Source organism: Solibacillus sp. FSL W8-0372, assembly GCF_037969735.1.
GTDB lineage: Bacteria > Bacillota > Bacilli > Bacillales_A > Planococcaceae > Solibacillus > Solibacillus faecavium.
In genome coordinates, this window is record NZ_CP150204.1 from 1680721 (window position 1) to 1701385 (window position 20665).

20 protein-coding genes and 1 other annotated feature are annotated in these 20665 nt (G+C 38.2%); of the genes, 14 read left to right on the top strand and 6 right to left on the bottom strand.

The window, feature by feature from the left end; all coding sequences use genetic code 11:
* Positions 1–87 precede the first annotated feature (87 nt).
* From MKY13_RS08305 to MKY13_RS08350, 10 genes are all read left to right on the top strand, one after another.
* Positions 88–1053, top strand: a complete 966-nt coding sequence (locus tag MKY13_RS08305) for an oligopeptide/dipeptide ABC transporter ATP-binding protein (protein ID WP_191699096.1) — start codon at positions 88–90, stop codon at positions 1051–1053.
* Positions 1054–1133: 80 nt separating this feature from the next.
* A complete protein-coding gene (locus MKY13_RS08310; protein WP_339216447.1) occupies positions 1134–2753 on the top strand; it encodes an MFS transporter in 1620 nt (539 codons plus the stop codon).
* 276 nt (positions 2754–3029) lie between these two features.
* A complete protein-coding gene (locus MKY13_RS08315) occupies positions 3030–4181 on the top strand; it encodes a toxic anion resistance protein (protein ID WP_339216884.1) in 1152 nt (383 codons plus the stop codon).
* Between the two features lie 145 nt (positions 4182–4326).
* Positions 4327–5256, top strand: coding sequence for an alpha/beta hydrolase (locus MKY13_RS08320; RefSeq protein WP_191699093.1), 930 nt, complete (start codon positions 4327–4329; stop codon positions 5254–5256).
* A 10-nt stretch (positions 5257–5266) separates the two neighbouring features.
* Positions 5267–5647 (top strand): hypothetical protein, encoded by a 381-nt coding sequence (locus tag MKY13_RS08325; RefSeq protein ID WP_191699092.1) that lies wholly within the window; start codon positions 5267–5269, stop codon positions 5645–5647.
* A gap of 218 nt (positions 5648–5865) precedes the next feature.
* On the top strand, positions 5866–6162 hold the full coding sequence (locus MKY13_RS08330; RefSeq protein ID WP_191699091.1) for a cytosine deaminase: 297 nt from the start codon (positions 5866–5868) through the stop codon (positions 6160–6162).
* Between the two features lie 74 nt (positions 6163–6236).
* Entirely contained in the window at positions 6237–7148 is a 912-nt protein-coding gene (locus tag MKY13_RS08335) for an EamA family transporter (RefSeq protein WP_339216451.1), read from the top strand.
* 54 nt (positions 7149–7202) lie between these two features.
* Complete coding sequence (locus MKY13_RS08340; protein ID WP_339216453.1) at positions 7203–8330, top strand: M20 family metallopeptidase; 1128 nt, start codon at positions 7203–7205, stop codon at positions 8328–8330.
* Positions 8331–8439: 109 nt separating this feature from the next.
* Positions 8440–9342 carry an acetamidase/formamidase family protein gene (locus MKY13_RS08345; protein WP_339216455.1) on the top strand — a complete coding sequence of 301 codons (903 nt, stop codon included), beginning with the start codon at positions 8440–8442 and terminating at the stop codon, positions 9340–9342.
* Positions 9339–10064, top strand: a complete 726-nt coding sequence (locus tag MKY13_RS08350; protein ID WP_339216456.1) for an NAD-dependent deacylase — start codon at positions 9339–9341, stop codon at positions 10062–10064. Before MKY13_RS08345 ends, MKY13_RS08350 begins: the two co-directional genes overlap by 4 nt.
* A gap of 280 nt (positions 10065–10344) precedes the next feature.
* Here the strand turns inward: MKY13_RS08350 and MKY13_RS08355 are convergent, their stop codons facing one another.
* On the bottom strand, positions 10345–11124 hold the full coding sequence (locus MKY13_RS08355) for a class I SAM-dependent methyltransferase (RefSeq protein WP_339216458.1): 780 nt from the start codon (positions 11122–11124) through the stop codon (positions 10345–10347).
* 347 nt (positions 11125–11471) lie between these two features.
* On the opposite strand from MKY13_RS08355, the gene guaC reads away from it, so the two are divergent.
* Positions 11472–12455: a GMP reductase gene (guaC, locus tag MKY13_RS08360; RefSeq protein ID WP_339216460.1), complete on the top strand. Its 984-nt coding sequence runs from the start codon at positions 11472–11474 to the stop codon at positions 12453–12455.
* A 69-nt stretch (positions 12456–12524) separates the two neighbouring features.
* Positions 12525–12756, top strand: a binding site (T-box leader).
* A gap of 83 nt (positions 12757–12839) precedes the next feature.
* Positions 12840–14429, top strand: coding sequence for a 2-isopropylmalate synthase (locus MKY13_RS08365; protein ID WP_191699084.1), 1590 nt, complete (start codon positions 12840–12842; stop codon positions 14427–14429).
* A gap of 48 nt (positions 14430–14477) precedes the next feature.
* Here MKY13_RS08365 and MKY13_RS08370 read toward each other — a convergent pair whose 3' ends face one another.
* The 3 genes from MKY13_RS08370 to MKY13_RS08380 all read right to left on the bottom strand — a co-directional run bounded on the left by MKY13_RS08370 (position 14478) and on the right by MKY13_RS08380 (position 17143).
* Complete coding sequence (locus MKY13_RS08370) at positions 14478–15473, bottom strand: LLM class flavin-dependent oxidoreductase (protein ID WP_339216462.1); 996 nt, start codon at positions 15471–15473, stop codon at positions 14478–14480.
* Between the two features lie 60 nt (positions 15474–15533).
* A complete protein-coding gene (locus tag MKY13_RS08375) occupies positions 15534–16106 on the bottom strand; it encodes a YdcF family protein (RefSeq protein ID WP_191699082.1) in 573 nt (190 codons plus the stop codon).
* A 65-nt stretch (positions 16107–16171) separates the two neighbouring features.
* Entirely contained in the window at positions 16172–17143 is a 972-nt protein-coding gene (locus MKY13_RS08380) for a TDT family transporter (protein ID WP_339216465.1), read from the bottom strand.
* A gap of 217 nt (positions 17144–17360) precedes the next feature.
* On the opposite strand from MKY13_RS08380, the gene MKY13_RS08385 reads away from it, so the two are divergent.
* Both MKY13_RS08385 and MKY13_RS08390 read left to right on the top strand, forming a co-directional pair.
* Entirely contained in the window at positions 17361–17924 is a 564-nt protein-coding gene (locus tag MKY13_RS08385) for a DNA-3-methyladenine glycosylase I (RefSeq protein WP_191699080.1), read from the top strand.
* Positions 17881–18270 (top strand): hypothetical protein, encoded by a 390-nt coding sequence (locus tag MKY13_RS08390; RefSeq protein WP_225231130.1) that lies wholly within the window; start codon positions 17881–17883, stop codon positions 18268–18270. Before MKY13_RS08385 ends, MKY13_RS08390 begins: the two co-directional genes overlap by 44 nt.
* 321 nt (positions 18271–18591) lie before the next feature.
* On the opposite strand, the gene MKY13_RS08395 is transcribed toward MKY13_RS08390, so the two are convergent.
* Both MKY13_RS08395 and MKY13_RS08400 read right to left on the bottom strand, forming a co-directional pair.
* Complete coding sequence (locus MKY13_RS08395; protein ID WP_191699079.1) at positions 18592–19011, bottom strand: universal stress protein; 420 nt, start codon at positions 19009–19011, stop codon at positions 18592–18594.
* A 10-nt stretch (positions 19012–19021) separates the two neighbouring features.
* The gene (locus tag MKY13_RS08400) at positions 19022–20455 is read right to left on the bottom strand and encodes a SulP family inorganic anion transporter (RefSeq protein WP_339216468.1); all 1434 of its coding nucleotides are present in this window, start codon (positions 20453–20455) and stop codon (positions 19022–19024) included.
* Positions 20456–20665: the final 210 nt, after the last annotated feature.

Sequence of the window (20665 nt, forward strand, 5' to 3'; positions counted from 1 at the left end):
AAGAGTAAATGATGTTTAAAAATTGTTGGTTCATCATATAAACAAAGAAATAATATAGATTAGACACTATATCAAGGGGGCTATATAATGCAGCAAGAAAAACTATTATCTGTTCAAAATCTAAAACGCCATTTTGATTTAGGTAAAGGTACAACGTTAAAAGCAGTAGACGGTATTTCATTTGATATATTTAAAGGAGAAACTTTCGGTTTAGTTGGTGAATCAGGTTGCGGCAAATCAACAGCAGGCCGTACGATTATGGGGTTGTATAATGCAACTGAAGGCGAAGTAGTATTTAAAGGGAAAAATGTGCATACCGCTAAGGGTGAAGAAAAAGAGGCAATTATTCGAAGTATGCAAATGATTTTCCAAGATCCATATGCTTCATTAAATCCACGTTCGACCGTTTTAGAAATTATTTCTGAACCTTTAGAAGTACATGGTATATATAAAGATAAAGCACAATTACGTAATAGAGTCATAGAACTATTAGAAAGTGTGGGGTTAAATAGAGATCATGCAAACCGCTACCCGCACGAGTTTTCAGGAGGGCAAAGACAGCGTATCGGTATCGCGCGGGCTTTAGCGCTAGATCCTGATTTTATCATTGCAGATGAGCCGATTTCAGCACTTGATGTTTCTGTTCAAGCTTCAGTTGTTATGCTTTTGCAAAAATTACAAAAAGAAAAAGGGCTTACCTATTTGTTTATCGCACATGATTTATCGATGGTTAAGTATATTTCAAGCCGTATTGCAGTAATGTATTTAGGGAATATGGTTGAACTGACAACGAGTGAGGCGCTTTATGAAAAGCCGCTTCATCCATATACGGAAGCCTTATTATCTGCCATTCCAATACCAGATCCGGATATTGAAGAATCCAGAAAGCGTATTATACTGGAAGGTGAAATTCCGAGTCCGATTAATCCACCAACAGGGTGTGTGTTCCATTCGCGTTGTCCAAAGGCAATGCCACATTGTTCTCAGCAAGTACCTCAATTGAAAGAGTATGAAAAAGGGCATTTTGTTGCTTGTCATTTATATTCAAATTAGATTTTCAACCTACTTTAATTTTTTTTAGAAAGTAGGTTTTTTTTGAGCTATAATATTAGTCATCTTAACAAGAAAGGAAAATGAAAGTGACCAATTCTAAATCATCTCAAACCTGGGCAATCACACTGTTTGCCATAGGCGTCTTTATGGCCGCACTTGATAATGGAATAATTAGTGCGGCTTTAACGACAATTAATCAGTCTTTCAATGTGGAAGCAAACTGGGGAGCATGGGGGGTAACGCTATATACACTCGGCTTGGCAATTAGTGTACCAATTGTAGGTAAGCTTTCAGATCGTTACGGTCGGAAAAAGTTATTTATCGTGGAGATTGCACTATTTGGTCTCGGTTCGTTACTTGTAGCGCTTAGTCCTAACTTTACTTTTTATTTAATTGCCCGATTTATTCAGGCTATGGGCGGCGGTGGTATTTTCATTATCGGTACCTCTTATGTTGTTAGTACATTGCCTGCTGAAAAACAGGGGAAAGCACTCGGTATGCTTGGAGGAATGAATGGTATTGCTGCCGTTTTAGGACCGAATATCGGAAGTGTTATTTTGGATTTAACAGGCAGCTGGCACTGGTTATTTTTAATCAATGTTCCGATTGCCATTTTCCTCGTATTTATGGGAATGACCAAGTTGGAGGAAATAAAAGATCCAACTCCAGGGAAACTCGATATGACTGGAACTGTATTATTATCGATTGCTATTTTAGGAATCATGTACGGGCTAACAAATATTACAGGGCTTAATTTCTTTAAATCGTTATTGGCGACAGACGTATATCCGTTTTTATTAGCTGGAATTATTTTATTAATTATTCTTTATTTCTATGAAACCCGTTTGGAACGAAAAGGTGGCGACCCGATATTACCGGTGTCATTAATGCGTCAGCCAACGTATTTACTAACATTATTACTTGGGCTTTTATCAGGAGCAATGCTTGCTGCGATGATCTTCATTCCCGCATTCTCAGAGCAGGTTATGGGCATTAAATCCGAGCATGCCGGTTATTGGATGACACCACTCGCAATAGCAGCAGGTATTGGAGCGGCAGTTGGAGGTATATTAGTCGATAAACGCGGTCCGATTTTAGCTGTATTATTTTCAGGAATTGTTGCCGCAATAGGGTTCTTCCTGTTCCCGGCATGGATTGATGCAAAGTGGCAGTTTGTCATTGCATCGATCATAGGCGGTGTAGGTATGGGGGTTCTATTAGGTGCACCTTTAAATATTTTGGCGACTGAGAAATTGCAAACAAATAAGGGGACTGCACTGGCATCGTTATCATTAATCCGAACAATTGGGATGACGATTGCTCCAACGATTTATGCAGGCTTCATTGCCCGTGGGTTTAGTGAAACCCCAGCAATATTTAAATCCGATTTCCAGTCGATTTTACAAAATAATGTTCAAGATGCTAATTTAACCGAGGAAGCGACAGCCGAACTTGCGCAAATTGGCAGCCAGTTTGCAGGTGGTGCAGAGTTTTCTGAACAGCAGATGATGGGCATTGTACAAAATATTCAGGATCCAAATTTAAAAAATGCGGTTTTAAACTCAGTGAATGAAGTGACTACAATGGCTGCGCAGAGCGGTTATAGTGGGCTGTTTTATTCGGCCGTTGTCATTGCAATATGTATTTTTGTAACGGGTCTAATTTTAAAGCCGATACGAAATAAATCTTTACAACTTTAAAATAATGGGTTTACATTAATGACTTTGGGGTAATTTAATTATAGACTCATGCAAAGCCTGTATGGGTGTGAAGTCTCTCCCCCAATAGTAGACTTGAAAAAATGTCCTTTTTGTATAAAAGGGCATTTTTTTCGTCATTTTAAGTAGGGGTGCTAAAATCGCTGCTATATTATAGATAATAAAAGTTCGTTTCAGTTATAATTACCAGTAAGAGGATGAAACTTTTCACTTGTTTTAACGTAAATACTAATAGTACATAGAACGGGGGAATTAATGATGAACGAAAATCCATTATTTGAAGATTTAAACAAGCGTACAGAGCAGGACACAACGCAAACAACGGATTTAGTTGAACAACCGCAAAAACAGCTTGTATCCGAACAGGAGCTTTCACAAATCCGCCAGCGTCAGGAGCATTTAAAGCAACAGCCGCAAGTTCAACAGCTAGCTCAAAAAATTGATGTAAAAAATCAAATTGCAGTGTTGGAATTCGGGAAAGAAACAGCACAGGGTATTTCTAAGTTTTCGGACCGTATGCTTGCAACGATTAAACAAAGTAATTTAGAAAAATCAACGACATTACTGAATAATTTAAATAAAATTATGGACCGCTTTGACCCGCAGGATTTCCAGGAAGAACAGAAAAAAGGCTTCCTAAAAAAACTGTTTTCAAAAAGTAAAGAGCAACTAGAACGCATTCTATCGAAATACGATACGATGAATAAAGAAGTGGATGTTGTCTACAACGAAATTCAAAAATACGAAGTTGAAATGAAGCGCAATACGATTCAGCTTGAGCAAATGTATGATGAAAACCTGAATTATTTCCATTCTTTAAGTGAGCATATTGCTGCTATTGATATTAAAGTCAATGATTTACGCCAGCAAGTGCCTGCTTTATCGGCTAAAGCGGGTGCAGGGGATCATGAAGCCATTATGGAGTTAGAAACAGTTACGCGCGGTATAGAGCTATTAGAGCAGCGCGGCTATGATTTGGAAATGGCACAGCAAGTATCGTTCCAATCAGCTCCGCAAATTCGTCTTATGCAACAAGGGAACAATCACCTTATCGGTAAGATCAACTCGGCGTTCGTCACAACGATTCCAATTTTTAAGCAAGGGCTTATCCATGCTGTGACAATGCAGCGCCAAAAGCTTGTATCCGATTCGATGGCTGAATTAGACCGCCGTACAAACGAAATGCTCGTTCGAAATGCGGAAAATGTTCGTCAAAATTCAGTGAACATTGCCAGACAAGCCGGAAGCCCGAGCATTAAAGTTGAAACAATCGAAACAACATGGCGTACGATTATTGCAGGAATTGAAGAAACGAAGCAAATTCAAGCAGAAACTGTTCGTAATCGTGAAGAAGGCCGCAAACGTATCGAGCAGCTGCAACTTGAATATGAAAATTTAAAAAATATTTAGTAGTGCATTTACAAATCGGTTATTTTGCTTTCATGCAGAGTAACCGATTTTTTTATCGCCACCATTTGCAAAATATTAGAAATTAGATTATTCTTATAACATAGTAAACTTATAGGAATAAAAAGTATTTAAGGGGATGGGGAAAATGAATGCTTTATACGAACATACGAAACAATATTTGAATCATCTGAAGGAATTACCGTCTTTAGCATCGATGACGTATAAAGAGGCAAGGGAAATGCGCGCGAATTTGCCAAAAAGAGAAGTGCAACTTGCCGATGTAGCCAAAATTGAAGATCGTTCCATAACGATGCGTGATGGTGAAAAAATTGGCATACGTATTTATACACCACACGGAAAAGGACCGTTTAATATAATCTTGTATTATCATGGCGGCGGATGGGTTTTAAATGACTTGGATACGTGTCATGAAAGTTGTTCCCGTTTAGCTTTTTCGACCGGGCACATTGTCGTTTCAATAGAATATCGATTAGCACCTGAGCATCCATTCCCGATACCAGTTAATGATGCATTTGATAGTTATTTATGGGCAGTACAGCATGCTGAATCTTTAAATGGCAATCCGCAGAAAATCTCGGTGGCAGGGGATAGTGCCGGGGGGAATTTAGCAATTGCTGTTTGTCAATTAGCTGTCCAATACGGCGAGCTTCCTCCTATCCAATCACAAATTTTATTATATCCCGTTACTGACTTGAGCTTTCATTCGAACTCCTATAAACTGTTTGAGAAAGGATTTGGTCTTGATAAAGATGTGATGAAATGGTTTAGCCGTCATTACATATCAACCATTCATGATGCCCAAAATCCACTGGCTGCACCATTACGATTAAAGGAGTTTTCGAATTTTCCTCCGACTTTAATTATGGCTGCTGAATATGATGTTCTTCGTGATGAAGCGCTACTATTTGGTGAAAAGTTATCGGAAATGGGAACACCTACGAAAAGTATTGTCATGGAAGGAATTGTTCATAGCTATTTCACACAAAATCATGTTTTTCATGAAGAAATTGAAAGTACAATTCAGCATATAGAAGCCTTTTTGAATGATTTATAGGGGGAATACTGTGCAAGCTTTAAGTCGCAAATTTACCGTTGCACTCATCACAACATTTTTATTCAGCTTTGCATTAACGATTGTCAATTTTATGACAGCTGCAGAAAATAAGTTATCATTTAGTACGCTACTACTTACTTTTATCGTGTTAAGTGCACCGATGTTTTTGCTCATTGGTGTAATGACATCATTCGTTTTTGAAAAGTTTATCCGCTCACTAAAAATGAAATGGTTCAGTTATATCGTTGTCGGAGCTGCTTTTTCCATGCCGTATGCGCTTTATCTTTTTGAAGGAGCCGATCTGTTCCTTTACTCCATCATCGGTGCAATCGGAGCTGCTTTATTTTGTGGAATTCATATTATTTTTGAAAAATATATTTTTAAAAGTTAATAGATACGATATGAAGTAACTATTCAATTGTCGTAGGGTATGTGAAAGGTTTTTGAAACTTTGACATACCCCTTTTTTAATTTTCTGAACTTGATTAATAAGGGGTTAATTTGGTGAAATTGGGTAAATAACATAATAAAATACTCAATACTGTAAGAAGTGGAACTGCTAAATTTTAAAGAACTGTAAGTATTGGTTTGATGGAAAGGAAGACGAAAATGGAATTAAACTTAATGAAAATTGACGAGTTTCTAAAAATGCCAAAAAGTGTTATACGTAGAGCGAATGAGAGGGACGTATTAAGTATAAAAAATGAACTGCTAATTTTATTAAACGAAAAAACCGAGTTAGCGGATAAGATGCATATTCGGAAATTGATAAATGAAATACAATTTTTAAATGTATTTGTCGTAAAAGATGATTATGAAAAAACTGTATTTTCCTATGAACCCCCAAAATACTATTCACCCCGAGTAACAATCAAGGAAAGCGGCTGGATTGAGCTAATTAAATAATAATTCTTATATTCATATAACTTTTATAATGATAAAATTTCCTTATGCAAGGTTTAAGGAAAGAAGGTTTTATTTTGGAACGATTGAAAGGCATAGCTATGATTATTTTCGGATCAATGTTTTGGGGAGCAACAGGTCCGATGATGGAATGGATGCTGGATGAAACGGCCATGACTGCTGATTTTATGCTGGCCATTCGGTTAATAATAGCCGGCATTTTTATCTTAAGTATCATAGCTTTGCAAAAAAAATCAATTTTTTCGATATGGAAAAGTAAATACTGGTCAACACAGCTAATCATTTTCAGTATAGTAGGCATGGCGGGGCTACAATATACTTTCGTCAAATCCATTGAAGTGAGCAATGCGATTATTGCTACGTTGCTACAATTTTTAGCCCCAATTTTCATTATTGTGTATACCTCAATTATATTTAAAGCACTTCCTGCACGTAGCCAGGTAATCGGCATAGCGGGTACATTATTTGGCTTATTCTTACTGCTTACTAACGGATCTGTGTCGAGTTTGCTCGTTAGTGGGGAAGCGCTCATATGGGGCTTGTTTTTAGGTTTTACTTATGCATTTTATACACTATATCCAGCGAGGTTAATGGCTGAAGTTGGCGTTATTGTCATTATTGGATGGGGAATGATAGTGAGCGGTCTAATTTTTACCGTAAAGGCAAAGCTTTGGAAAAGTGATGAATGGGTTTTATTATTGGATCCTAATCTCGTCTTACTGATTATTGCCATGAGTATTTTTGGATCGTTAGCCTATATTTTATTTTTAACAAGTCTAAAATACATAACGCCTGTAGAAACGAGTATTTTATCCAGTTTGGAACCTTTAACAACGATGGCTATTTCCGTTGTCTGGCTTGGCTCTATTTTATATAAGTGGCAGTATTTTGGAATTTTATTGATGCTCCTATTTATTACCTATTTATCCATTGCAGGGACAAAAAAATCAAATTCCACGAATGTCTAAGTGTATAGCGCTTAGGCATTTTTGGGTATAGGGAAGGAAATGTGAGGTGTATTTATGGAAGCGAAGGACTATTTTAGCCTGCACGAACAGGATATTAAGGATGATATTAAACGCTTAGTATTGGCTGATTCACCCTCTCAAAATAAAGAGCTTTTGGATATTTACAAGGAAGTGATTCAATCGATATTTTTTGATTATTTTCATCGGAAAGCCACTGAATTTGCAATGGAGCATAATGGGAATCATTTGCGCTTTGAAATGGGCGAAGGGACAGAGCAAATTTTAATGATTGGTCATTATGATACGGTATGGGATGCTGGAGCCTTACCATATCGTGAGGAAGAAAATAAAATTTTCGGACCTGGGATTTTGGATATGAAATCAGGCTTAGTAAGTGCGATTTGGTTTTTTAAATATGTTCAACAAATGAATCTTCCGTTAAAGCGTCGTGTCGTATTTTTCCTGAATAGTGATGAAGAAATTGGGAGCCCTACTTCAAGAGCTTTAATTGAAGAGGAAGCAAAAAAGTCTGTCGCAGCATTTATTCTAGAGCCTGCAGTTACAGTGTCCGGTGAGTTAAAAATTGCACGTAAAGGAACATCAAGATATTTACTGAACATTAAAGGTCTTGCATCACATGCCGGGAACAACCCTCGTGATGGGGTAAGTGCCATTACTGAAGCGGCACGCCAAATTTTAAATATTGAGGCTTTAAATGATTTTGAAAAAGGAACGACATTAAATGTCGGCATGGTGCAAGGTGGAGGGAAATTAAATGTCATTCCAGATGAAGCACATCTTGGAGTGGATGTTCGATCTGGTACAAAAACCGAACAAGAGCGAATAGATGATTATTTTGAAAAATTAAAGCCATTTAATAGCCGGACAAAGATTGACATCGACGGGGGCATTAACCGTCCGCCAATGGAACGGGATGAGGAAAGTGAAGAGCTTTTTGAAATTGCGCAAGGCGAGGCAGAGGAGCTTGGATTTGAAGTGGAAGACGCAGAAGTTGGTGGTGCCAGCGATGGGAATTTCACATCTATTCACACCCCAACTCTGGATGGTCTTGGACTTGTTGGAGACGGCATTCACGCAGAGCATGAACACATTTTAAAGGATCAGATTGTTGAACGGTTTGCATTGTTAACAAACACTTTACTAGAAGTAGTAAATGAATAACTGGAAATATGTAGTCTGTAATAAGCGGATTTGATAAGCTATAAATAGAGGCAGAAGTTTATAAAATATAGGCTTTTGCATTTTTTATACTTAGTAAAGGGGGATATTCATGCATTATATCAAAAAAGAACAGGCAATTTATGCAATGGATAAAAACAATACGCCAGCTGCTAGTGTTAACAGTGGGGACCGTATCGTGTTTGAAACATATGACTGCTTTACAAATCAAATCCGAAGTGAAAAACAGCCGGTCAGTAAACTCGACTGGAATCAAATTAATCCCGCAACAGGTCCCGTCTATGTAGAAGACGCAAAGCCTGGTGATGTGCTGGAGGTGTTCATCGAAAAAATCGATATCGGTGATACCGTTACATTAATGACGGGTCCGGAACTCGGTGTTTTAGGTGATGAGCTAACGGAAATATCGATTAAACGAGCGAAAATTCAGAATAATCTAATTCAATTTTCAGAAAACATTGAGATTCCTTTAAACAAAATGATTGGTGTGATTGGTACAGCACCTATTGGCGAAGCAATCAGTTGCGGTGTTCCTGATTTACATGGCGGGAATATGGATACGACCGCTATTACGGAAGGTACGACCCTGTATTTACCTGTCAATGTAGAGGGGGCATTGTTAGCTCTTGGAGACTGTCATGCGGCGATGGGAGATGGAGAAGTGTCGGTTTGTGGTGGAGAAGTACCGGCAGAAGTAACGGTCCATGTACGTGTGTTAAAAAACTGTCCAGTTCCGACACCATTTTTAATTCGGGACGGGCATTTATCGACAATCGCATCGAAGCCTACATTGGATGAAGCAACAGTCGATGCAACAAAAAATATGGTAAAGACTGTCTTAACCTATACTTCGTTGAAAAAAGATGAAGCGATCCATTTACTATCATTAGCAGGCAATTTAAAAATCAGTCAAATTGTGGATCCAAATAAAACGGCTCGTATGGAGTTACCTATCCGCTATTTAGCAGCGCTTAACACCGAGGAATGGCTATGACGGTTGAATTATTAGCGCAGTGGATGAAGCAATCGAAAACAACGGTTGTGCTCACTGGAGCGGGGATGTCTACGGAGTCGGGTATTCCGGATTTCCGTTCGCAATCGGGCTGGTGGCAAAATATTGATCCTCGTACAGTTGCTACTACAGACAGTCTGCAAAAAAATTACGCAATGTTCCGGGAATTTTATCAAATGAGGATTCAGGCGTTGAAAAAATGTGCCCCGCATAAAGGACACCATATTTTAGCCGATTTAGAAAAGCGCGGTCTTATTTCACTCATCGCTACACAAAATGTGGACCAGCTCCATCAGCAAGCGGGGAGTAAAAAAGTAGCGGAACTGCACGGAAATATCATGACGGCACGTTGCCAGAAGTGCAACAAGCCACATGTTAAAGAGCAGTTTTTAAATAACGCGATTTGCACGTATTGCTCAGATAAATTGCGTCCGAATGTCGTGTTGTTTGGGGAAACATTGCCGATGGAGGCATGGAATCGCTCATTAAACGAAATTCAAAATGCCGACCTAGTCATTGTAATCGGGACAAGCTTAGAAGTATACCCTGTTAATCAGTTACCACAGATGGCTAAAGGAAGGCTTGTGTATATTAACTTGGATCAATCCTCAGACAGTGGACAGTTTGATTTAGTGCTTGAAGGTACAGCGGGAGATATTTTGGCGGAATTGGATGAAGCATTGGAAGGTTATTCGAAGGGGTAAAATAGAGAGTTGATATAATTATTTTATAGATTTAATTGATAATGAAGGGGAAATTAGTTGTTTGTAGTGAAGGCGGCGACTCCTAGGGGATAAGTACGTGGGAGAGACTATAGGCTCGACCCGTACCCCCAGGAAAGCGTCCGCCGTAACGGAGAACAACGTATTCAAAGTAGACACAAAAATAGAGCTGGTCATATTTTACGATAAGAAAAATATGACCGGCTTTTAATATTGAGGTGGTTTTAGTCCCAGCCTCTATATTTTTTTGTAATAAATTAGATTAAGCATCTGCACATAATACAAAGCTATTTAATGATAATACAGCTTCTTGCTGCTCATTCATTAAGTAGGCAAAGCTTTCTACTAATGTTTGAATTTTTGCAGGAACTTGCGGAAATTCATTGAGTAGGTAATTGCTATAATCCACTTCCCATTGACCATCTTGCAAGTAGCTTGCCTCAACCGTTTGTTCATTGGTAATTGTGAACCCTGTATTTTCTAGTATTTTTTTGATAAGTGATTTATGAAATAGATTCTGGATATTGCCATCATCTTCAATAAACGCTGTATATAATGCCAAAATATTAGCAGCGCAGAAATGTGCGCGCTGACTAGGCAGCGTATAATCAATGTCCCACTCAGCAAAACATACTCGATTCGCTACAGCCCGTATTTTCTGCATGTAAGCTTCCAATAGTTCAGCATTTTGAAAATACCAAGAACAATGGGATAACACGACGACATCAAATGGTTCCTCGATAGGAAACTGTAAAAATTCCGTTTCGTAATGAAAATCAATAATTTGCCCTAATGGAGATTTTGCAATCGTTTCCGATGCTTCCCCTAATGTAATAGGAGCACCGTATTCTTTAGTTGCAATATCAATGGCTGTAACTTGCCCGGCAGGTCCAACAGCATCAGCCAGTACAACGGTTGTATCCCCTTGACCACATCCGATTTCTAATACCCTCATACCTTTTTCCAATTGAAAAGCACGTACAAGTTCAAGACGATGTGTTAATTGCGTCCGTTGAATTGTATCGTCTCCAATAATTTTCATGCAGTTTAGTATATGTTCCATTTTTTCAGCTCCAATTATCTTTTATGATATTGAGCTAGTAGTTGAAAGCTCAATATTGAAGTACGGTAACTTTCATAAACTTGACTACCATCAATTCATCGACTCCTTTTCCTCTATTCATTAAATCATTTTCTTGTCTATTGGAGCAATGATTATTTGAAGTGAGTAAAAAATCAGCGAAAAAACACATAAAGCCGAACGATTCTGATAAACATTAAAAAATAATTCGTTTTTAGTTGACATCGCTTTCATTATTTTGTAAAGTAACAAATGACGAATGATTATGTAAAAAAAAATAAAAACGTTCGTGTTTAGGAGTGTTGAAAATGGTAGATACAGTTTTCGATTATGAGGATATTCAATTAATACCAGCAAAGTGTATAGTAAAAAGTCGCACAGAGTGTGATACTGCTATTACATTAGGAAATCATACATTTAAAATTCCAGTTGTACCTGCAAATATGCAGACGATTATTGATGAATCATTAGCTGAGAAGCTTGCTGCTGAAGGTTATTTTTACATAATGCACCGCTTCCAGCCGGAAAAGCGTGCAGAATTTGTTCGCCGCATGCAGAAGCAAGGCTATATTGCTTCGATTTCGGTTGGTGTAAAAGATGAAGAATATACATTTATTGAAGAATTGAAAGATGCCCAGCTTGTTCCGGAATACATTACGATTGATATTGCCCACGGTCATTCAAATCAAGTAATCGAAATGATCGGTCATATTAAAAAGCATTTACCGAATAGCTTTGTTATTGCAGGGAATGTTGGGACGCCTGAAGCTGTTCGTGAGCTTGAAAATGCAGGCGCGGATGCAACTAAGGTAGGTATTGGACCAGGTAAAGTTTGTATTACAAAGATTAAAACGGGATTTGGTACAGGTGGTTGGCAATTAGCTGCACTTCGTTGGTGTTCAAAAGCTGCTACGAAACCGATTATTGCTGACGGCGGAATTCGTACACATGGTGATATCGCAAAATCGATACGTTTCGGTGCATCAATGGTTATGATTGGTTCACTGTTTGCAGGTCACGAGGAATCACCAGGTCAAACGGTTGAAATTGATGGCAAGCAAATGAAAGAATATTTCGGTTCTGCATCGGAGTTCCAAAAAGGCGAGCGCAAAAATGTAGAAGGCAAGAAAATGTATGTTGATTCTAAAGGGTCTATTTTCGATACATTAATAGAAATGGAGCAGGATCTGCAGTCTTCCATCTCTTATTCAGGTGGGAAAACATTGGCCGCAATTCGTACAGTTGATTATGCAGTTGTTAAAAACTCTATTTTTAATGGCGACCGCATTTAATATTAATTAAATTTTCAGATAACTATTGACTTCTTTGGAAATTGTCGATAAACTACATTTCAAGACAATAGTTAAGCAATGAATGGAAATAGTAAATAGCCTGTATACTTATAGAGAGCCAGTGTGTGGTGGAAACTGGCAGATACAACTATTGAACTCGTCCATGAGCTACGACCTGAAAATAAGTAGGGAAGTCGGCAGTCTCCGTTAAAAGACTAGACATCAATTGTCGTTAAGTGGAACGTTTCAGCAATGAGCGTTCAATTTAGAGTGGTACCGCGAGTTCAACCTCGTCTCTATCGTAGTGGATAGAGGCGGGGTTTTTTATTTTGAGCTCCTGTTTGTTGCATTGAAATGAATATAAGATGAAAAGGGGAAATGAAAATGAGTAGAAAAATTTGGGTTTTTGATACGACATTACGTGATGGCGAGCAAGTGCCTGGGGCGAAACTGAATTTATATGAAAAAGTTGAGATTGCCCAGCAATTAAAAAAGCTTGGTGTTGATATTATTGAAGCCGGTTTCCCTGCATCTTCACAAGGAGATTTTGATGCAGTGCAGGCAGTTGCAAAAAAAGTAGGAAACAGTTCAGACATCATGATTACGGCATTGGCACGAGCTGTAAAAGATGATATTGATTCAGTTTATAATGCGGTAAAATATGCACATAATCCGATGATTCATATGGTACTTGGCACATCGGATATTCACGTAGAAAAAAAATTCAGTAAATCAAAAGATCAAATTCTGCAAATAGGAATAGATGCAGTAAAATATGCGAAAACACTTTTACCACAAGTTCAATATTCGACAGAAGATGCTTCGCGTTCGGATTTTGAATACCTTTGGAAGACGATTGAAGCCGTCATGAAAGCTGGGGCGACGATGATTAATGTTCCCGATACAGTCGGTTATGCAGAGCCGGAACAATGGGGTGAAATGATTGCGAAATTAAATTACCGCATGAAAAATTTAGACGACTCGGTATTGCTTTCTGTTCACTGTCATAATGACCTTGGGATGGCTACAGCCAATACATTAGCGGCTATTAAAAATGGTGCGGATAAAGTGGAAGTAACGATGAATGGTATTGGGGAACGCGCAGGTAATGCGGCACTGGAAGAAGTCGTAATGGCCATTAAAACGCGCGGGGATGTTTATGATGTATTTACCGATATTAATACGAAAGAAATTATGAATACTTCGCGTCTAGTTTCAAGCTTTATGGGTCTTGATGTGCAAGTTAACAAAGCAATTACGGGAGACAATGCATTTGCACATTCTTCCGGTATTCACCAGGATGGGCTGTTAAAATCCCGTGATGCGTATGAAATCGTGCATCCGGAAGATGTAGGGCTGGAAGATATGGAGTTAATACTAACAGCTAGATCAGGTCGTCATGCAGTTAAAAATTCACTTTCCAAATTAGGGTTTAACGATTTTACTGACGAAGAATTTGAAGGGGTTTTTGCTGATTTCCTAAAGCTGGCTGACTCGAAAAAAGAAGTGTATGATCATGATTTATATGTCATTGTTGAAAATTACTATGAGAAATCGGAAAAGAATAATCCAAGTAAAGAAACATTCTCAGATCAATTTTATGATATTGAAGATCTGCAGATTATTTCAAATTCGACATTCCCATCTGCCAGCGTAAAAATCCGCCGTGGGGAAGATGTATTTAAATCAAGCGCAGTAGGTTCAGGACCGGTTGATGCACTGTACTCTGCAATCGCAGATGTCACAGGGATTAAAGTAAAGCTTATTGAATACAATATCAGCTCCGTTTCCCGTGGACAGGAGGCTTTAGGAAAAGTAAAAATCATTGTCGAACACAATGATGAAAAATACATTGCTAAAGCGGCAGATACCGATATACTAAAAGCCTCAGCATTAGCCTATATTAATGCGATTAATAGTATCATCGTAGCAAAAATAGCACCGCAGCCTGTAATGACAATCGCGACGGTATAAAAAAAATGCTAACAACGTTCAAATTCACGACGTTGTTAGCACTTTTTTTTATTTATTAAGCTCTTCCGCCAATAGACGATAGCTGTTTAATCGTTGGTCAATTGTATAGAGATTACAGTTAATCATCGCTTCATCAAAGCCGAAGTACTCCTGCTCCTCTTTCATCTGGTTGACAACTTCCTTCGCTGACCCGATTAACATAAGCGGACGGTTTTGCTGTAAAATCATTTTGTCCATTTCCGTTAATGGGTAGTCATTCGCTTCTTCAGGAGACAGTACATTCAGAAGCTTACCACGCATTAAATTCAATCGCGTAATTTGCATAGGCATCGATAAGTATTCTGCTTCTTCTGTTGTTTCGGCAACACTTACCGCATATGTCGTAATAATTTTCGGCTGCTCCATAAAATATGAAGGTTGGAAACTATTTCGATAAGCATCAAAAATAGACTTAGACATTTGTCCATTGAAAAACTGGGCAAAAGAATAGCCAACTCCTGCTTCACCGGCCTGTCTTGCACTTTGTCCGCTGGAGCCGAGCAGCCAACCTTGAGGAAGCTCTACTTTAAATGGAACGGCGACAACATTATCGTAAATGACTTCACCAGTCCGTTGTTCATTCATTAAGCGTAAAATAATTTCAAGCTTATCATATTGCTCCGTCACATCTGGTCTCCGTCCGCTAGCAAGAGCAGTCATAGCAGGCATATCCCCACCAGGTGCGCGTCCTGCACCAAAATCAATTCGGCCAGGAGCTAAAGCAGCCAATGTTTTAAACACTTCTGCCACCTTAAAAGGTGAATAATGCATCATCATAATGCCGCCTGTTCCAACGCGAATACGATCTGTTTTGGCAGCCACATATGCAGCTGTTACCTCAGGAGCAGAACTTGCAAGCGATGTTGTATTGTGATGTTCAGCAAACCAAATTCGCTCATAGCCTAGCTCATCGCCAAGCTGAGCAAGTTTTACGGCATTTGCTAGGGCTTCTGTGGAAGACATCCCTTTTGATATAGGTACTTGATCTAATATACTAAGTTTCATTTAGTTCACCTCTACTATTCGTTACTATTTACGATAACGAAATAGAGTCGGAATGTAAAATTATTGACCTTTTACATAAGCTTTTATTAATGCTAAACGCTCCCGTATACGAGATTTAGTGTTGACTGATTTAGGCGTAGGCGCTGCCAAAACATCCGCTTGCAGGCCAACTTTATTTGCAAGTATGACAGCTCGTTTTAAGTGGAAATCATTGGAGATGATCGTAATGTTTGTTACGTCTTCAGGCAATAGTTCTTTAGCAAATAATAAGTTTTCGTAGGTAGAGGTGGACTGATCTTCCAGCATAATTCTATTTTGATCAATACCGTGTTCTATTAAATAAGCGGCCATGACAGATGCTTCGGTTCGATCTTCATCTGCACCTTGACCCCCTGTAACAATTGCTTTAACAGAAGGATGTTTTCGTAAATAGTCCAATGCCACATCCAACCGGTTTTTTAAAGAGAGGGAAGGGATACCACCGGGTTTAACTTTTGCGCCTAATATTACGACATACTCATTGGTACCGTCTGCCTCGTTTTTTAGTACTGCATCCATTTCCTTACCAAGCCAGAAATAAATGAGTATTAATATTAAAATAATGATTAAAAGTGCAAAAATGACTCTTTTCAAAAAAATCCCCCCTTTTATGTATAATACGACGTCTAAAGGGGGAATGTTTCAATATTTTAATATTATTAAGAAATTGCCTCTTTTTTATCAGTAACAATTGCCCGCTTTTGACGTAGCTGTACTGATAAATAATTAATATAGCGTACAAAAACATAAAGCACCATCACAGATGAAAAGATTAGCTGGAAATAAAAATAGGCAGTTAACCAAACACTTGCTGTTGCGCTTAGGTCTAAGAAATGAATAACGACATTTGTCGCTGTTGCAGAAATGACCAATGGGAATGTGAATGCAGCATAGCTCGGATAAAATGGGAGCTTAAGAGCACTTGGCAATTTCATTAATACTAAAAGATACAAAAGCTGAGCGACAATATAGAAAGTGACGACAATAAATAATTGCGCTTCAAACTGCTTAAAGTAGGCTGCCAAACAAAGCGATACCGGAGCAGTTAAAATCGTCAGCATCGGAATAGTCGGTTCAGGCAGATCTTTGCGAATAAAGCCACGTAAAATAATAATTGGCACTAAAATAATAAATGCGCAAACAGCAAAAATCAAAATACTCTTCGTGAACATTCCTGATAAATTACCTGCTGTTAAAGGCATTACAGCCGTACCTACAAATAAAATGAGCCAGCTTGGAAAAATATTTGAGATCGTGATTTTATTTTTCCAAACAAAGGTTTTGATGAAGTATATAATAATAGCAATTTGTAAAACGGCAGCAGCACTCCATAAAAGATGTATTACAGCTTCCGGAATACCGTAATAGTGCAACCCATTACTAATTGATAAAGTCCCCATTGTAAAAGTAGGGGAAACAGATGCAATAATCGGGTTTTGCATTTCCTTAACTACAGAAGAAAAAGCAAAAAGAATTTTCCCCACGATTAAAATAAACAGTAGTATGCCAATTAAAAAGAAAAAATGCCCAGTTACTGACTGATTCATACTTAATAATAAATTTCCCAATGAAATGAAAGCGAGCATAAGGCCGCTAATCGGAATAGGGATAACCTGCAATAAATTTCTCACGATGTTCCTCCAATATAAATGTGTGTGTACGCTCGATGAAATTTGACGGAAATCATACACATTTGTTCAGTATAATCTATTTTACTGCGTAATTTTTAATCCTACAACCGCAAAAGCAATAGACGAAATTAATATAATACTTCGAGCTTACCGTTTATTTGACATAGTTTCCGAAAATCCCTTACAGTTGAAAATAAAACAAGATTGCGGTGATAACATGGAGCGTTGTAGTTGGGTGAAGTTGGATGAGCCGGTGTATGTGAAATACCATGACGAGGAATGGGGAGTACCGGTTTATGATGACCGGAAATTGTTTGAAATGCTCTGTCTCGAAGGCGCACAGGCAGGATTGAGCTGGCTGACGATTTTAAAGCGCAGAGAAGGATACATAAAAGCATTTGATCAATTTGATGCGAATAAGATCGTACAGTACGACGAAGACAAATTAACGGCATTAAAAAACGACGAGCGTATTATACGCAATCAACTGAAAATCAATAGTGTTGTTACAAACGCGAAAAGTTTCCTTGCGATTCAAAAGAAATATGGCTCTTTTTCAAATTATATTTGGTCTTTTGTAGGGGGAGAGCCGATAGTAAATGCATGGGAAAGCCATCACGAAGTTCCGATCACTACAGAGATTAGTGATCAAATGAGTAAACAGTTAAAAAAAGATGGATTTAAGTTTGTCGGAAGTATCATTTGCTATTCTTATATGCAGGCGGTCGGGATGGTAAATGATCATACAGTTAATTGCCATTGTTATAAAAATTTACGATGAGGTGAGTGCAATAAAGAAAAAAGTTGGATGGGCAATTGCTATAATAGTCATTTTAATAGGGATTATTTTAGTTTCTTCTAATTTTAATTATGAAATAACCGAAGATTTATACGGTTTCCCTATTCCAATAAAAGCGGAATTAGTTCAAGAGAGTGAACGAGTGAAAAGTTATAATTGGTCAAGGGCTTCCGAGGAAAATGGGATACCACTTGATTATGAAATTGTTCTGAAATTAAATGGTTGGAAAAAAGGAGAACGAGAAGGGGCTAACGTATTATATACAAAAGGAAATCATACCATCAATTTGGCTTCCTACCATAAAGTAATAGATATTATGGAGAGATAGCAGTTGCAAGCATTCTTTTACAGAATGTCCTTTTTCATGCTTGAAATTATGCAGAGATTTTTTTGATATAGAAGAAAAATTAGTTGTTCGTAGTGAAGGCGGCGACTCCTTGGGGACAAGCAAAATTTATTTTGCGACGAGTAATCGCAGGAGCACGTGGGAGAGACTACAGGCTCGAGCCGTGCCCCCAGGAAAGCGTCCGCTGTAACGGAGAACAACGGCTACAGGGCAGACACAAAAATAAAGCTGTTCAAATTTTACGATGAGTAAAGTTTGAACGGCTTTATTTTTGAGGGGGATTTTGTCCCAGCCTCTTATGCTTTATTTGACAATCATTGCCGGACATTGAACACGTTTCATCACTTTATGCGATACACTTCCTAAAACCATTTCCTGCAAACTGTTTAAGCCACGGCTGCCGATTACGACTAAATCTATATTTTGTGTATTGGCATATTTAATAATCTCCGGAGCGGGTGATCCGTGAATCATTTCTACCTTGCATTTGATTTGCTCATCTTGGAATAATTGTTCAATCGGTACAATCTTTTGACGACGTTCCATATAAAGACCTTCATTGGAACTCGCATGCAATACTTCGGTTTTCACTTTGACCATATCAATGACAAAAATAATGGTTACCATTGTTTCGGGATTTATCTTCGCTATTTTTACAGCTTCCTTTGCTGCCCGAAACGCGTTTTCGGAACCATCAGCGGCAAGTAATATATGTTGATACATAAATCCACTCCTAATCAGTTAATGTAGTACCTGTTAATTTTTTCATGAGCTTTTTGCTCGATTCATCAATATTTAAGAATGTTACTACTATGTTTTTCGCCTTCAGTTGGTCTTTTACCTTCATTAAAGCTCCAATTGCTGAATCATCCCATACTTTACATTGTGCAAAGTCAATTTGGATGGAAGATTGGTCCATTGAAATTGATTTGAAATAGTCCATAAAGCTTTCCGTTGAAGCAAAGAATAATTGACCTTTTACGAAATAAGTAGTGCCTTGCTGAGAAATCGAAACACGGGAAATTTCATTCACAAAGAATAGGGCACTTACAACAATACCTGCCACAACACCGAGTGCTAGATTGTGCGTATACAGTACAACACCAATGGTAAGCAGCATAACAAAAACATCCTTCTTTGGTGCTGTCGCCGCATATTTAAATGAATGCCAGTCAAATTGTGTAATACACACAACAACCATAACACCAGCGAGTACTGGCATTGGAATCTGCACGACATAATCCCCTAAAACCAATATTAAAAACATTAAAAATATACCAGCCACAAATGTGGATAAACGGCCTCTTGCACCGGACTTTACATTAATGACAGATTGTCCAATCATGGCACAGCCGGCCATACCTCCGAAAAATCCATTGATGACATTGGCAATTCCCTGTCCACGGGCCTCTTTATTTTTGTCGCTTTCTGATACGGTCATATCATCCAGAATCGAAGCCGTTAATAAAGATTCCACCAAACCGACAACAGCTAAAGCTAAAGAATAAGGTAAAATAATCATCAATGTTTCAAAAGTAAACGGAATATCAGGAATGAAAAAAGAAGGTAGGGATTGTGTAATTGTCCCCATATCTCCAACTGTGTTTAAATTAAAACCAGAATAAATGGCTACTACTGTTAAGATGATAACAGCAATTAAAGGTGCCGGAATTCCTTTTATAAAAAGAGGAATTAAGTAAATGAGCGCTATTGTTCCAAGTAAAAATAACCATGTCATGAGGCTTCCGCCAATAAAGTGGGGCGTTTGAGCGATAAAGACTAAAATGGCTAGTGAGTTTACAAAGCCAATCATGACCGCATTCGGAATAAACTTCATTAGTCTAGCAATTTTTAAAGCGCCAAAAATAATTTGGATAATTCCTGTTAGGATCGTTGCGGCTAATAAATACTGTAATCCGTGGTCCTTTACAAGTGACACGATAACAAGCGCCATCGCACCCGTTGCAGCAGAGATCATTGCTGGGCGTCCGCCAACAAAGCTGATTGTGACAGCGATAACAAAGGAGGCATACAATCCGACCATCGGATCTACTCCTGCTAAAATAGAAAAAGCAATTGCTTCTGGAATGAGTGCCAATGCAACAACTAAACCTGCTAGTACATCCGCACGTATATTTCCAAACCATTGCTCACGTAAATTGTCCATATAAGGTATAGCTCCTTTAAATAATCTTCTACTATAATATCATGTGACCAAGATGTTGCGATAGCTTTTATAAGTTCATCTAAGTTAATAAGTATTTGGACACAACGAAAACTATCTATTTCCGAAAGATGAAATAGATAGTTTTCTGCTTATCCCAAATTGATTTATATAAGGGTTCTTTCGCTATTCAATAAAATATTTATCTAAATT